At 71.4% G+C, this 12,930-nt stretch carries 16 protein-coding genes and 1 pseudogene; 13 read left to right on the top strand and 4 right to left on the bottom strand.

The genetic code is table 11. The annotated features are described in order from the left end of the window. Window positions 1-531 precede the first annotated feature (531 nt). The 3 genes from ACZ3X1_RS32610 to ACZ3X1_RS32620 form a co-directional block, all read right to left on the bottom strand. Window positions 532-990 carry an SRPBCC family protein gene (locus tag ACZ3X1_RS32610; RefSeq protein ID WP_390077503.1) on the bottom strand — a complete coding sequence of 153 codons (459 nt, stop codon included), beginning with the start codon at window positions 988-990 and terminating at the stop codon, window positions 532-534. Next, window positions 969-1,928, bottom strand: a complete 960-nt coding sequence (locus ACZ3X1_RS32615) for a short-chain dehydrogenase/reductase (RefSeq protein ID WP_467282517.1) — start codon at window positions 1,926-1,928, stop codon at window positions 969-971. The genes ACZ3X1_RS32610 and ACZ3X1_RS32615 overlap by 22 nt, the downstream gene beginning before the upstream one ends. A 257-nt stretch (window positions 1,929-2,185) precedes the next feature. Continuing rightward, window positions 2,186-3,400 (bottom strand): PP2C family protein-serine/threonine phosphatase, encoded by a 1,215-nt coding sequence (locus ACZ3X1_RS32620; RefSeq protein ID WP_467282519.1) that lies wholly within the window; start codon window positions 3,398-3,400, stop codon window positions 2,186-2,188. Window positions 3,401-4,077: 677 nt separating this feature from the next. On the opposite strand from ACZ3X1_RS32620, the pseudogene ACZ3X1_RS32625 reads away from it, so the two are divergent. The 9 genes and pseudogenes from ACZ3X1_RS32625 to ACZ3X1_RS32665 all read left to right on the top strand — a co-directional run. After that, window positions 4,078-4,523, top strand: a pseudogene (locus ACZ3X1_RS32625) (site-specific integrase); the annotation flags it as partial. Window positions 4,524-4,579: 56 nt separating this feature from the next. Then, window positions 4,580-4,915, top strand: coding sequence for an ArsR/SmtB family transcription factor (locus ACZ3X1_RS32630; RefSeq protein ID WP_467282521.1), 336 nt, complete (start codon window positions 4,580-4,582; stop codon window positions 4,913-4,915). Then, a complete protein-coding gene (locus ACZ3X1_RS32635; RefSeq protein ID WP_467282523.1) occupies window positions 4,915-5,649 on the top strand; it encodes a cation efflux transmembrane domain-containing protein in 735 nt (244 codons plus the stop codon). Before ACZ3X1_RS32630 ends, ACZ3X1_RS32635 begins: the two co-directional genes overlap by 1 nt. Next, entirely contained in the window at window positions 5,646-6,260 is a 615-nt protein-coding gene (locus ACZ3X1_RS32640) for a methyltransferase family protein (protein ID WP_467282525.1), read from the top strand. Before ACZ3X1_RS32635 ends, ACZ3X1_RS32640 begins: the two co-directional genes overlap by 4 nt. A 170-nt stretch (window positions 6,261-6,430) precedes the next feature. Next, complete coding sequence (locus tag ACZ3X1_RS32645) at window positions 6,431-6,766, top strand: hypothetical protein (RefSeq protein ID WP_467282527.1); 336 nt, start codon at window positions 6,431-6,433, stop codon at window positions 6,764-6,766. Next, on the top strand, window positions 6,763-7,203 hold the full coding sequence (locus ACZ3X1_RS32650) for a MerR family transcriptional regulator (RefSeq protein ID WP_467282530.1): 441 nt from the start codon (window positions 6,763-6,765) through the stop codon (window positions 7,201-7,203). The genes ACZ3X1_RS32645 and ACZ3X1_RS32650 overlap by 4 nt, the downstream gene beginning before the upstream one ends. Continuing rightward, entirely contained in the window at window positions 7,187-7,498 is a 312-nt protein-coding gene (locus tag ACZ3X1_RS32655) for a mercury transporter (RefSeq protein ID WP_467282532.1), read from the top strand. The genes ACZ3X1_RS32650 and ACZ3X1_RS32655 overlap by 17 nt, the downstream gene beginning before the upstream one ends. Before the next feature lie 10 nt (window positions 7,499-7,508). Further along, a complete protein-coding gene (locus ACZ3X1_RS32660) occupies window positions 7,509-7,844 on the top strand; it encodes a YnfA family protein (RefSeq protein WP_390077520.1) in 336 nt (111 codons plus the stop codon). A 55-nt stretch (window positions 7,845-7,899) separates the two neighbouring features. Continuing rightward, window positions 7,900-8,562, top strand: a complete 663-nt coding sequence (locus tag ACZ3X1_RS32665) for a class I SAM-dependent methyltransferase (RefSeq protein ID WP_467282537.1) — start codon at window positions 7,900-7,902, stop codon at window positions 8,560-8,562. Between the two features lie 277 nt (window positions 8,563-8,839). Here the strand turns inward: ACZ3X1_RS32665 and ACZ3X1_RS32670 are convergent, their stop codons facing one another. Next, window positions 8,840-9,688, bottom strand: a complete 849-nt coding sequence (locus ACZ3X1_RS32670; RefSeq protein ID WP_467282539.1) for an NAD(P)H-binding protein — start codon at window positions 9,686-9,688, stop codon at window positions 8,840-8,842. A gap of 85 nt (window positions 9,689-9,773) precedes the next feature. Here ACZ3X1_RS32670 and ACZ3X1_RS32675 point away from each other — a divergent pair, with 85 nt between their 5' ends. The 4 genes from ACZ3X1_RS32675 to ACZ3X1_RS32690 all read left to right on the top strand — a co-directional run bounded on the left by ACZ3X1_RS32675 (window position 9,774) and on the right by ACZ3X1_RS32690 (window position 12,887). Continuing rightward, window positions 9,774-10,187, top strand: a complete 414-nt coding sequence (locus tag ACZ3X1_RS32675) for a winged helix-turn-helix transcriptional regulator (protein WP_390077526.1) — start codon at window positions 9,774-9,776, stop codon at window positions 10,185-10,187. A gap of 1,010 nt (window positions 10,188-11,197) precedes the next feature. Further along, window positions 11,198-12,343, top strand: coding sequence for an amidinotransferase (locus ACZ3X1_RS32680; RefSeq protein WP_362627742.1), 1,146 nt, complete (start codon window positions 11,198-11,200; stop codon window positions 12,341-12,343). Window positions 12,344-12,375: 32 nt separating this feature from the next. Continuing rightward, window positions 12,376-12,585, top strand: coding sequence for a hypothetical protein (locus tag ACZ3X1_RS32685; protein ID WP_467282542.1), 210 nt, complete (start codon window positions 12,376-12,378; stop codon window positions 12,583-12,585). Window positions 12,586-12,734: 149 nt separating this feature from the next. Then, window positions 12,735-12,887: a hypothetical protein gene (locus ACZ3X1_RS32690; protein WP_467282546.1), complete on the top strand. Its 153-nt coding sequence runs from the start codon at window positions 12,735-12,737 to the stop codon at window positions 12,885-12,887. Window positions 12,888-12,930 lie beyond the last annotated feature (43 nt).

Consider the following 12,930-nt stretch of genomic DNA (forward strand, 5'->3'; position numbering starts at 1 on the left):
CCCTAATGCCTGCCACCGCACATCGCCTCCGGCGGCCTGGCCGCCACGCCACGTGTTCAGCGCCGCGTGCCGACGTCGGCCCGCCCCCGTTCAGGCCCTGCCCCGGGCCCTGAACAACCGTCGCCACGTGCGCACTTGCGTAGGGGCCGCGGCCCTACTGGCGGGAATTGGCACGCGACGTCGTCCGGGGGGCTCGACCAGGGCGTACTCGACGCCGTTCGCCCGTGACGATTTGTCCAGCTGGCACAGCCTCCGATCCCTTCGTTGCGCCGCCGACTACGGATCCGGTCGCCGGTGTCTGGCTGTCCGCGGCCGGGGATAGAGCCACAGTGGAGAGTGCCTCGGCCCACATGATGCTGGGCCCCGTGGCAGCGCTGGTGGACCGGACTGGCGACGCGATCCGAATGGCCATGGCGAAGGACGACCCGGACGACACCTGACGATCGCGCCGATCCGCGCTTCATCAGCTGCGCTTGCGTCGCTTTCCCGTCCCCTGCCTCACAGTCAGGGGACAGGGCGCTGGCCCCGCCGTCAGGCCTGTACGTGGCTGTCGGACCGGGCGGACTCCTGGACCACGTTCGCGAGCCTCTTGAGCATGCTGCGGTGGCGCAGCTGGATCAAGGCGTCGAGCGCGGCGTTGTGCAGCGCGCCGCCCACGCCCCGCAGCGGGTGCTCATCCACGATGACCAGGGACTCGCTACCCCAGGAGCGGACCTCGATCGCCACGCGGGCCGTCCCGACAGGGCCGCTGTCGACTTCCAGCTCCAGCTCGTCGGGCGCGCTCACCCGCCGCACCACGGTGGTACCGGAAGCCGTCCACGGGCCGAGGCTTACGGTGTACTCCAGGGCCGCCCCAAGCTCTGGCCACAGGCCATGGGCAACACGCGAATCGCTGGTGCCCACCACCCAGTCCGAGTAGCGGGAGCCGTCGGCGAGCACGGCCCACACCTCGTGCGGCGCGGCGTGGATCAGGCGGTGTCGTATGGCCATGATTCCTCCCCAAGACGGTGGTATCGATCGCGGTGCGACGGTCCAGATGCGGCGGTTCCGGCGGCCGCGCCGCCGGGTCCCAGGAGGCCGGTGGGCGGCAGGGGCGCGCCTTCACGGGTCGCGAGGACCCGCCGGGAACGGTGCGTGACGACCGAGGGCAGGCAGGCCCGCGCCACCAGGACGCCGCGTAGCCACGGCGGGGCGTACACGTAGGTTGATCTACGTTCGATCCCTCGGACCATGGCACGGACGAAGGGGGCGGTGTCGTGGGTGACGGAGGCGGGCCAGGGCAGGTGCGTCCGCAGTACCCGGAAGACATCGGTCTGGTCGGCCGCACGGATCATCTCGGTGTCGGCCCAGCTCAGGTAGGCGATGCCCACGCCGACGCCCTGGTGGGCGACTTCGGCGCGCAGTGCGTGTGCGAAGGCCTCGACCCCGGATTTGGAGGCGCAGTACGCGGTGAGCAGCGGCGCGGGCGCGAGGGCCGCCAGGGAGGCCACCTGGAGGTAGTAGCCATGGGTGCGCAGCAGATCGGGAAGGAAGCAGCGCGCGGTCAGGGCACTGCCGACGAGATTGACTTCGACCACCCGCCGCCATACCTCGGGATCGCACTCCGCCAGCCGCCCGCCGAGGGCGACACCCGCGTTGGCGACGACCACGGAGGGCTCGCCCAGGGTGTACCGCACGGCTTCGGCGGCCGCCGCGAGCGCGTCCGCATCGGTCACGTCGACCGCCCAGTGTGCCGCCGGTCCCGGCAGCTCGGCCGCCAGCCGGCCGAGCCGTTCCCCCTCGAGCCCCAGCAGGGTCACCCTGGCCCCTCGCTCCGCCAAGGCGTACGCCACGCCTTCGCCGAGCCCCCGGGCGGCACCGGTGACCACCGCGACGCGGCCCTCCACAATGCCTGCGCCGGTCCGGCCTGGCCGAAGGCGAGTCCTCACGCCGGGCACCTGCCCGACCGGCTCTCCTCTACACGGGAAGCGGGAAGGCTGTTGCGGCCCCGTAGCCGGACACGTGTCCTGGCCAGGGCAAACGGCCTGAGGACTGCCTGTCCGCCCGCCGCCCCTCCCCTAGAACTCCTCCAGCCGGTGGCCGCGCTCGGACCAGCACTGAAGACTTCGTCCACGGTCACGTCCAAGCGCCGCGCACTGCCGGCAGGTGTGCTTGCAGGCGGCGAGCTACCGCCATGGGCCGCCGATCATGTGCGGGTCAGGGGGCCAAGGAATTCCGCCAGGGGCGGCAGTTCGTGGCCGTGCCACTCGCAGAGCAGGACGGTGGCGTCATCACCGAGCTGTCCGTCGTGATGGTCCAGCACCGCGCGAACCAGGCGGCGCAAAGTCTCGGGGACCGGGAAACCGTCGGCCTGGTGGCGGATGACGAACTGCAGGAACCGGTCGAGGCCGAACTCTCGCCCTGAGCGGTCGCGGGCTTCGATGATCCCGTCGGTGTAGAGGACGATCCGATCGCCGGGTTCGAGCTGCTCGCGGTAGATCTCTGCGGGCAGGCCGAGATCCGTTCCCAGAGGATGGGTCGGCGGCCGGTCCAGGGCGGTGATCCAGCGTCCGGCCCGGATCAGGATGGGCGGAGGGTGACCGCAGTTGATCCAGGACAGAAGGCCGCTTCGAAGGTCCAGGTCGACCAGGACCGCCGTTGCGTAGCGGTCGAGGGAGAACTGCTCGAGCAGTATCGATTCGATGGCGTCCCGGGCCTCGGTGAGGCTGGCTCCCTTACGGCGCTGGTTTCTGCAGGTGGCCATCGCGAGGTTGGCGGTCAGGCCGGCTGCGGTGTCATGGCCCATCGCGTCGAAGACCGCGAGATGGACGATGTCGCCGGCCAGGGCGTAGTCGAAGGCGTCCCCCGCGGTGGAGTAGGCAGGCTCCATGGCCGCGGCCACGGTCACCCTGGGCCCGGCGAAGGTCCGCGGGGGCATGAGCGTCCACTGCATCTCGGCCGAGACGGACATCGGCTGCAAACGGGTCAGGCGCGCGTAGGAGTCACTGTGTGTGCGCTTGGAAACCACCATCAGACCTACAAGTGATGCCACGGCGGTCATCGCAGTGCGGCTCTCGTCGTCCGGCTCCTCCGTAAGGCACACGGACAGGACGCCGAGTCGCTCGGTGCCGTCCAGGAGCGGGAGCCAGTACTTCCTGCCACCGTCGTCTCCCCCACTGCCCGGGAGGATCTGCAAGCTTTGGAAGACACGCCCGGCCACCGTGCCCTCGATTTGGAGCTCTTCGCCCCCCTGGGCGGCGTCGAGTCCCTGGCCAGTCATCTCCCGCAGCGTCTCCTCACGGAGATCGGCCACGTAGATGCGGGCCCGGTTGAGTCCCGCGAGCGCGGCATGGTGCCGAACCAGGGACGGCAGTCGCTCCAGCGTCGCAAGATGGCTTGCGGCAAGGAGATTCGTGAGCATCTGAGCAGTGGAACGACTGGAAGCCATGACCGGGCCTGTCGCCGGAGCCTTCCCCGATCCGCCGACTGTTCGCGCACGGCCGGCGGGGACGAGCGGATGACATCAGCATGCCTCGGAAAGCGTTGCTCACGGGGGTGGCTGCATGACCCCATCGAGAGATCACCGCATCGGGCTAGCTTCGACGCAGCGTGACCTTGTGGCCTGTGGCAGGTTGCCCGTGGGCGCAGCCGGAGGCTTGCTTCCGGAGCCGGCCCGAAGATCACAGTGTCGGCTCGCAGGTGCTGTCCTACGAACCGGCTGCCACACGCGGACGTCACTTCGCTCGTGACCCGAGGGGCACCGCCGGTTGCAGATCGACACCGCAGGCTCCGCCCCCTTGGGCAGGATCTCCCTTGGTGGCCCTGTTCTCGTATAGCTACGGCCAGGTGGCGTGTAGCGCGAGTGACGGCCCGGGGCTGTCGTTTCCCGCCTCCGATCGTCTCGTTGAGCTGAACGAGTGATCGCGGTGGGGTGGAGGAGCGCGGGTGCGGCAGGACTGGGAGCCGGAGGACCTCATCGAGGTCTGGACGCTGCTCGAAGACGACATGAAGCGGGTGCGGACCCCGGTGCCCCGGGTCTGGAGAGCCTGCTGGCGGAGGTGAACAAGCTGGAGCGGGTGCGGCGGCTGGAGTTGCCGAACCCGGCGCCGGGCCCAGGCCCCCGAGAACTTCGTGCTGGAGACCGTGTACTGGGATGCCGGGACTGCCCGGCTCCTGCCCCGGCTGCTGAAGGGCGGCACCCGCGGGCCGGTGTTCGTCACCCACCGCAGGCCCGGCCCCGGGAAGGTCGTCAGCCCGCGCGATGTCTGCCCCGACACCGGGTGCGCCCGGCTCTCCTACGGGCAGGCGAGCGCGTTGCTGGACGAGAGCACGGCCGTGCGGGGACCGGGAGCGGTTGGGATCTGCACGAGTACCGCCACTCCTCCCTCTCCCTGACCCACCTCGGCGAGCAGGGCGCGTCGTTGCTGATGCTGATGGCGAAGTCGAGGCACAAGAAGCCGGAGAACGTCCGGCGGTACTTCAAGCCGCCGCCGCAGGCGATCGCGGAACTGACCAGCCTGCTCGCGCCCGGGGGCAGCCGACGCCGACCGGCCAATAATCCACGATTCCCTGAATTCAGGATTCTGTGTACTGTCGTGTTGTGCTGACTGTTGCTTCCGACATCGAGGTGCTGGCCCGCTTCGGCCGCGCGCTCGCCGATCCGATCCGCTGCCGCATCCTGCTCGCCCTCGGGAAGGCACCCGCCTACCCGGCCGACCTCGCCGACGCCCTTGGCATCTCCCGCACCCGCTTGTCGAACCATCTGGCGTGCCTGCGCGACTGCGGTCTGGTCGTCACGGTGCCGGACGGGCGCCGCACCCGCTACGAGCTCGCCGACGAGCGCCTGGGCCACGCGCTGCACGACCTGCGTGGCGCGGTGGTCGCCGTCGAGGCGGACAAGACCTGCCCGGACGCGGCGGAGAAGGGCTGCTGCTGATGACCGCGATATCCCTGGGGCCTTCCCCGGCCCGCCGTGACGCCCTCGCCCGCCGCATACGCCTGCTGGTCGTCGCGACCATCACCTACAACGTCGTCGAGGCCGTCGTCGCGCTCACCGCCGGCACCCTGGCCTCCTCCACCGCGCTGATCGGCTTCGGCCTCGACTCGGTCATCGAGGTCTCCTCCGCCGCCGCGGTCGCCTGGCAGTTCTCCGCCCGCGACCACGCGGCGCGCGAGGCGCGGGAGAAGACCACACTGCGGATCATCGCTGTCTCGTTCTTCGCCCTGGCCGCCTACGTCGCCTTCGACGCGGTCCGCGCCCTGACCGGCACCGGCGAAGCCGAGGTCTCCGTTCCGGGCATCGTCATCGCCGCCCTGTCGCTGGCGGTCATGCCGTTCCTGTCCGCCGCGCAGCGCCGCGCGGGACGCGAACTGGGCTCCGCCAGCGCGGTCGCCGACTCCAAGCAGACCTTGCTGTGCACCTACCTCTCCGCCGTCCTCCTCGTGGGCCTGGTCCTCAACGCCGTCCTCGGCTGGTCGTGGGCCGACCCGATCGCCGCGCTCGTCATCGCCGCCATCGCGGTCAAGGAAGGGCGCAACGCCTGGCAGGGCAAGGGCTGCTGCGCCCCCTCCGCCCACGCTCCGGTCCCCGTCCCGGTGGCCGAGGCCGACGCGTGTGGCTGCAAGCCGGGATGCGCCTGCTGCGCCCCGGGCGCGGGGAGCGGGCGGTGAACGCCTGGGCCGGGGCGGCGCTCGCCCTCTACCTCGCCTGGGCGGGAACGGCTTTCGGGGTCCGGGCCGCCATGCAGCGGCGCCGCACCGGAGACGCGGGATTCCGGGGCATCTCCGGCCGCCCCGGCACGGCCTCCTGGTGGGCGGGGGTCCTGTTCGTCACCGCCCTCCTCCTCGGAGCGGCCACCCCGGCCGCGGCCCTGGCCGGGCTGTCCGGCCTGCCCGGCACCGGCGACGTGACGGTACGCGGGGCGGGCCTGCTGCTCACCGTGGCCGGCATGACGTTCACGCTGGCTGCCCAGACGAACATGGGCGCCTCCTGGAGAGTCGGAGTGGACTCCGGCGAGCGCACCACGCTGGTCACCGGCGGCCTGTTCGCCCACGTCCGCAACCCGGTCTTCACCGCCATGGTCTTCACGGCCGTGGGCCTGGCGCTGATGGTCCCGAACTGGATCGCCGTCCTCGGGCTGATCGCCCTGACGGCCGCCGTGCAGTTGCAGGTCCGCGTCGTGGAGGAGCCCTACCTGTCGACCGTCCACCCGGATGCCTACGGCGCCTACACCGCCCGGACCGGACGGTTCCTCCCCGGCATCGGCAAACGACCGGTCTGACCGGCCGGGCAGAGCGGGCGGGGCAGCCACCAGGGCCGCCCCGCCCCCTTACTCGCATCCGGTTACGGCCGCGCCCGTAACCGACACCGGACTTGCAACCTGTACCCAGGTACAGGTTTACCGTCGGAGGTGTCCCCACCACCGGGGACGTGATGACGGGAGTGAGCGCGATGAGTGATCTTGCGTGGGTGCCGCAGTCCTGCACGCTGCCCACCGAGGAGCGGCCCCTGCGGGTCGCCGAGTGGGACGCACTGTTCGCCCAGCGGCTGACCTCACTGTCGAGGCCCGAGCCGCTCCGGCTGCGCCTGGACCTGGCCGGCGGCCCGGGCGTCGAGGAGCACGTGAGGGAGCTCGCGGCGCGCGAAAGCGACTGCTGTTCGTTCTTCACCTCCACCACCACCGGCGGCGAGAACCTGATCGGCCTGGACATCGGGGTGGACCCCGCGCACGAGCCGGTCCTGGACGCCCTCGGCGCCCGGATCGCTGCCGCCAGGCAGTCGCGGTGAGCACGGGCCTGCGCAGCGGGCAGGTCGCCGAGGCGGCCGGGGTGAACATCCAGACGCTGCGCTACTACGAGCGGCGCGGCCTGCTGGCCGCACCCGAGCGCACCAACGGCGGCCACCGTCTGTACGGCGAGGACGCGGTGACCGCACTGCGGGTGATCAAGGCCGCCCAACGGCTCGGGTTCACGCTGGAGGAGGTCGCCGAACTCCTGGAGGCCGGCCGCCACCGCCACGGCCGCCCGGTCGCAGGACTCCAGGAGCGGGCCGCGGCCAAGCTCGCCGAGGTCGACGCGAAGATCGCCGACCTTGCCACCATCCGCACCGCACTGGCCACGGCCGTCGAAGCGGGCTGCGACGACCTGACCGTCTGCGCCGGAAGCCCCTGCTGCCCCATCCCCTTCACCGACCTCGCCAAGGAGCGTCATGCCGAACCCTGCTGACCCGCGCGCCCACCGCGCCCCGAAGGCGCTCGGCGGGCTGGCCGCCCTGGCCTGCGTGGCATGCTGCGCGCTGCCCGTGCTGATCACCGCGGGCGTTCTGGGCGCCGGGGCCGGGGCGGTGGCGGGCTGGCTGCCCGCCCTCGCCGTCGCCCTGGCCGCGGCTGCCGCAGGTACCTGGTGGCTCGGCCGGCGCCGCCGCTCTTGCTCCTGCTCGCCGAGGACCGCAGGTGAGGGCGGGTGCGGCTGCAAGACGCCCGGGGACCCGCTGAAGATCGGCGGCGCGAGCCGCCAGTAGGGTCGCCAGCATGGTTGTCGCCCGCTCCGTTGCCCTGTTCGTCGTCGCCGCGCTCTTCGAGATCGGCGGTGCCTGGCTGGTGTGGCAGGGCATCCGCGAGCACAAGGGCTGGATCTGGATCGGCGCCGGCGTCATCGCGCTGGGCCTGTACGGCGTGGTCGCCACCTGGCAGCACGACGACAACTTCGGCCGCATCCTCGCCGCCTACGGCGGGATCTTCGTCGCCGGGTCGATCGCCTGGGGCATGATCGCCGACGGCTACCGCCCCGACCGCTACGACGTCACCGGCGCCCTGGTCTGCCTCGCAGGGATGGCCGTGATCATGTACGCCCCCCGCAGCCACTGACCGGGCAGCAGCACCTCTAGGCTGCCCCCGGACACAGCAGGAGCGAGGAGAGACCGTGGCGGACGAGCAGGAGCTGGCCGAGATCCAGCGGCGGCACTGGCAGGACACCTACGCCGCCCACCCGGGCATGTACGGCGAGGAGCCGTCCGAGCCCGCCGTTCACGCCGCCGCCGTGTTCCAGGCGGCGAGGGCGAAAGACGTTCTGGAGCTGGGCGCCGGGCACGGCCGCGACGCGCTGTTCTTCGCCCGCGAGGGCTTCACCGTCCAGGCGACCGACTTCAGCCCTGTCGGGTTGGAGCAGCTGCGTGAGGTGGCCCGCTCCCAGAGAGTCGACGAGCGGGTGGCCACCGCGGTGCACGACGTACGCGATCCGCTGCCGCTGCCGGACGCCTCCGTCGACGCGGTCTTCGCGCACATGCTGCTGTGCATGGCGCTGTCGACGACAGAGCTCCACGCCCTGGTCGGCGAGGTCCGCCGCGTCCTGCGGCCCGGCGGGACCTTCGTCTACACCGTGCGGCACACCGGCGACGCCCACTACGGCGCCGGCACCGCGCACGGCGACGACATCTACGAGCACGGCGGCTTCGCCGTCCACTTCTTCGGCCGCGACCTGGTCGACGCCCTCGCCGGCGGATGGACCCTTAACGAGGTGCACGCCTTCGAGGAGGGCGAGCTGCCCCGCCGCCTGTGGCGCGTCACCCAGACCCTGCCCCGATGACCGCGACCCTGCAGCGGCAGGCGCGGTCGTCCACGTCATCGCCACCGACCCCGCCGTCACACCCGGCCGGACGTGCCGGGCACCCGGCCGCGCCGTCGGCTGAACGCTTCTCACTCCTCGTCGGCTGCGCCCATGTCGCGCAGGGGCCGCAGGCCGCCGGGCAGGTCCGGCATGAACCGTGCCCGCGCACTCCCCCACCGTCGGCCGGCCACGTTGGGCGAGCGCCTGGAACTCGGACACCGCTCGCGGTACGTGGGGCGGAGTGGGCGTAGAGGTTTCATCCGCAGGCTCGGAGGTGACAGGGGACGTCCCGGTGCTGCACGAGGGTTGCTGCGAGCGGGCATCGGGGTGCGCGGCCCAGAAGTTGACGGAGGTCACCGCCGGTTCGGGACATGAATCCGGCAGCGATGGCGGAGTACGTGCCCACCAGCATCGGCACCTGGAACGGTTCGGCGCCGGAGGCGGCGATGCGCGCGCGGGCCTGGGCGAGTGTCTCCGGCTCATAGGTGACGTGCGGCCCGTGTGTGCGGGCCAGGTCGGCGCCGCCGATCGCATGCTCGCCGACAAGTTCATAGATGCGTCCTGCGTGTGCGGGCGCCTCCACCGTTACCCGTACCGCGGCGTCGGCCAGATCCGCCCGCGCAACGGCTGCCAGACGGCCCTCGCCGAGCGGGGCAGTGATCCGGCCGTCCTCCAGTGGCGCGAGCCCGGCCAGCAATTCCGCGTAGAGGCCGTTGCGCAGGATCGTCCATCCCATGGTGCTCTCCCGGAGCCGCCTCTCAGTCCAGCGGTGTGGCAGCGCGTAAGGGAGGTGATCACCGTCGGCGGTCAGGCTCGTATAGACGACATGCCCCACACCGGCCTTCTCGGCAGCGTCGATGGCGGCGCCGTGCCGGGCTATGACGGTGTCGTCCTCGCCCTGGCCCGCCGAAATCAGGACCAGCACATCCACACCCTCGAAGCCCCTGATGAGGGTTCGGCGGTCGTCGAAGTCGATGGGGCGGACAGGAAGCACAGCCGGGAACTGCTGAGGATCGCGCGTTCCAAGGACCGTGTCCTCACGGCCCGCCAGCCGCTCGACAATCAGCGCGCCCAACGCGCCGGCAGCTCCAGTAACCATGATCATCAGCGTCTTCCCATTCCGGTAGGTTCTCTTCGGTAACCGGGATCATCCTGCGGGTTTGCGTCACGAAGCGTAAGGAGGCACTTCCATGTCAGTAGGGCACACAGGGGTAACCACCGAACCCGTGGTCACGTGCGGCGACGAACACGAGGACTGCGGGATCCGTGAGGTGCTCGACCGGATCGGGGACAAATGGTCGGTCCTGGTCGTGGTCGAACTGGCCCAGGGCGTACGTCGTTTCAGACAGCTCCAACGCGCCATACCCGGGATCTCGCAGCGGATGCTGACGCTCACTGTGCGTCGGCTGGAACGCGACGGGGTGATCACCCGGACGGTGCACCCGACAGTGCCTCCGCAGGTTGAGTACGAGCTCACGACGATGGGTCACAGCCTCACGCATCTGGTGAAAGCCCTCGCGGACTGGTCGGCCGACCACCGCGATGCCATCGCGCGAGCACGCCAGGAATGGGATGCCGTGCATCCCGACTCCGGCATCCGCTGACCGAATGGGCTCCAGCACCTTGCCGCTCCTGCGGGCCGGTGCCGCTCCGGCCTCACGGGCGGCAGGCGGCGGAGCTCTGCAAAGAGCGGCGCAGCAGCCGGGTGGGTGCGCCGCGGTCCATGCTGCGGCCGGCGGCTGGATGGAGGCCGTCGACGAGGTCCATGAGGCGGCGCGGCTGTGGCTGCCGGTTGTAGCTCCACGTACCGCCTCTGCGGCAGTGGTTCGGCAAGCTTCCGGCCCGTGGCGGCGGCCATCTTGGCTCCTCCGCTGGGAAGCCCGACCCCCGGGGTGACGACGCTTGCCTCAGCCTTCCATGACCTCCGGAGAAAGCGAGGCGTTCTGGCAGAGCCCGGGAAGTATGGGGCGTATGCGTTCGGCGGGTGGAGTACTCCCGGGTGCGGGCGGTCGGCGGGGCCGTGAGCCTGGGTCCATGAGCACGCGCAGGGTGGTGGTCCAGGCGCCGGACGAACGCGGCCTGCGCGCGGTGGACGTAGTCGTCGTGGCCGCGGGCGCCGCGGGTCACGACGCGATCTGCGCAGGCAGCTCCGCCGCGCGGGGGTGCCGCGGGACGTGGACCTGGAGGACCGGACCTGGACCTCCATAAGCCGCGCGACAGCGTCTGCAGGCTGTGAGAACTCGTCCGGCGCCCGCCCCCAACCCGCCCATCCGGTCCCGCGCCCATCCGGTCCCGCGCCCTCAACACGACCCGCCGCCGCGGCTGGGCGGCGCCGCCGGGCTCCATGTCGGTGTACGTGTCATACCCGGCGGCTTTCCGACCGCCGGCCCAGCCGGTTCCGGGGCGGGGCCGACGAGCAGTCCGCGGGGCGCAATGGCCTCTGTAGCTGCGATCGCACACTCGACTCGTCGGTCGCACAGTGCGTCGGTCAGGGAGGGCGGTTGCGCGCGCCACCCGAACGGACGCACCGGCTGTCGCGCGGCAAGATGTGCGCGGCATCGTGGGGGTCCCGGGCAGTGGGAGTCGATGACTCCCTGGAACAAAGGCGGTCACGATGGCGGCAGCAGTGGAACCGGGCCGGTCGCCCGGTGAGGGACCCTGCGACCGGGCCGCAGCGTCCCTCAACCCGCCGGTTAGTTCGCACAACGAGTGGGACCCGCTGGAGGAGGTCGTCGTAGGCCGGCTCGACGGCGCCGCATTCCCCTCGCGGCACCCGGTCGTGGCCTGCAACGTCCCGCCCTGGGCGGCGCACCTGCAGGGACTGGCGGCCGGGCGGCGGTACCCGCGGATTCTGGTGGAGTCGGCTCAGCACGAACTCGACCGGTTCATCGCCGTGCTGCGCTCCCTGGGGATCACCGTGACGCGACCGGACCCGGTGGACCACACCCGGCGGTTCGCCACTCCCGACTGGGCCTCGCGCGGCTTCAGCAACAGCTGTCCGCGTGACAGCTTGCTCGTGGTCGGGGACGAGATCATCGAGACTCCGATGGCCTGGCCGTGCCGCTACTTCGAGACCCATGCCTACCGCACCCTCCTCAAGGACTACTTCCGGCGCGGTGCCCGCTGGACCGCGGCACCGCGACCGCAGCTCACCGAGGCCTTGTACGAGCCGGACTACCGCGTTCCGAAGGCCGGGCCGCCCGGGCGCTACATCCTCACCGAGTTCGAGCCCGTGTTCGATGCCGCCGACTTCGTGAGGGCGGGTCGGGACCTGTTCGTGACCCGGAGCAACGTCACCAACCGCATGGGGATCGAATGGCTGCGTCGGCACCTGGGCCCGGGTTACCGTATCCACGAGATCGAGAGCCGCTGTCCGACCCCCATGCACATCGACACGACGTTCCTGCCCCTGTCGCCCGGCAGGGTGCTGGTCAATCCCGAGTACATCGACATCGGACGGCTACCGGCGGTTCTCGACTCGTGGGAGGTTCTGGTGGCGCCGGAGCCCGAGCCGGTCGACGAGCGGCTGCTGGGCATCACGTCGATGTGCGGGAAGTGGCTCAGCATGAACGTCCTGGCGATCGGCGACGGACGCGTGATCGCGGAGCGCAAGCAGACCGGCATGCTTCGGGCGCTCGAGGCGTGGGGCTACGAGCCCATTCCGTGCGACCTGCGGCACTACGCCCCGTTCGGCGGATCCTTCCACTGCGCAACGCTCGATGTCCGGCGCCGCGGCGAGCTGGAGACCTACCTGCCGTGAGGGTGCGCGCGCCCGGCGGGCGGCCCAACAGCATGACCGGCACCGCGAACCTGCGCGCGCTCACCTGCTACGAGCCCAACGCCGCCACGGGCAACGACCACGTCTACATCCAGGGTCAACGGACAGACCCTCTGGAGCTCCCCCGACAGCACCACCGCAATCGGGACGCGCCGGCGACCCGGCAGGTCACCCGCCTCGTCCGGGCAGGCGACAGCGACGGCTCCCGCGCCTCCCGGAGATGACCGCGCCGACACCGTCTCCGTCTCCGCTTCCGCCTCCACCCACGGTCCGAGCCGCGATCGGCGCCGCGAAGCCGGCTGACAGGCTAGGGCGCCCACGCGCCGGCCTCCGGAAGACGGCACCCGTACGGGGGCCGACGAATGCCGCGTGCGTGGACGCCGCGGTGGCGGCCGGGGCCACCGCCGCCGACATGGATGGCCTACCCGCCGGACGCTCAGGACTGGCGCCGATCCGCTACGACGGCAACCCCCTCGGGGTCGCCCACCGGCCGTCCGCCCTCCCCGCCTTCCTCGCCGAGGCCTGACTCGAGAACGCCGAGGATGTAGACCTCATCGACCCCGACGTCG

The organism is Streptomyces sp. NPDC023541 (assembly GCF_055559995.1).

Bases quoted from the DNA above. Each gene is read 5' to 3' on its own strand.
- ACZ3X1_RS32660 (WP_390077520.1), top strand. From the start codon at position 7,509: ATGGTTGTCGCCCGCTCCGTTGCCCTGTTCGTCGTCGCCGCGCTCTTC.
- ACZ3X1_RS32655 (WP_467282532.1), top strand. From the start codon at position 7,187: ATGCCGAACCCTGCTGACCCGCGCGCCCACCGCGCCCCGAAGGCGCTC.
- ACZ3X1_RS32635 (WP_467282523.1), top strand. From the start codon at position 4,915: ATGACCGCGATATCCCTGGGGCCTTCCCCGGCCCGCCGTGACGCCCTC.
- ACZ3X1_RS32680 (WP_362627742.1), top strand. From the start codon at position 11,198: ATGGCGGCAGCAGTGGAACCGGGCCGGTCGCCCGGTGAGGGACCCTGC.
- ACZ3X1_RS32670 (WP_467282539.1), bottom strand. From the start codon at position 9,688: ATGATCATGGTTACTGGAGCTGCCGGCGCGTTGGGCGCGCTGATTGTC.
- ACZ3X1_RS32620 (WP_467282519.1), bottom strand. From the start codon at position 3,400: ATGCTCACGAATCTCCTTGCCGCAAGCCATCTTGCGACGCTGGAGCGA.
- ACZ3X1_RS32610 (WP_390077503.1), bottom strand. From the start codon at position 990: ATGGCCATACGACACCGCCTGATCCACGCCGCGCCGCACGAGGTGTGG.
- ACZ3X1_RS32685 (WP_467282542.1), top strand. From the start codon at position 12,376: ATGACCGGCACCGCGAACCTGCGCGCGCTCACCTGCTACGAGCCCAAC.
- ACZ3X1_RS32645 (WP_467282527.1), top strand. From the start codon at position 6,431: ATGAGTGATCTTGCGTGGGTGCCGCAGTCCTGCACGCTGCCCACCGAG.
- ACZ3X1_RS32675 (WP_390077526.1), top strand. From the start codon at position 9,774: ATGTCAGTAGGGCACACAGGGGTAACCACCGAACCCGTGGTCACGTGC.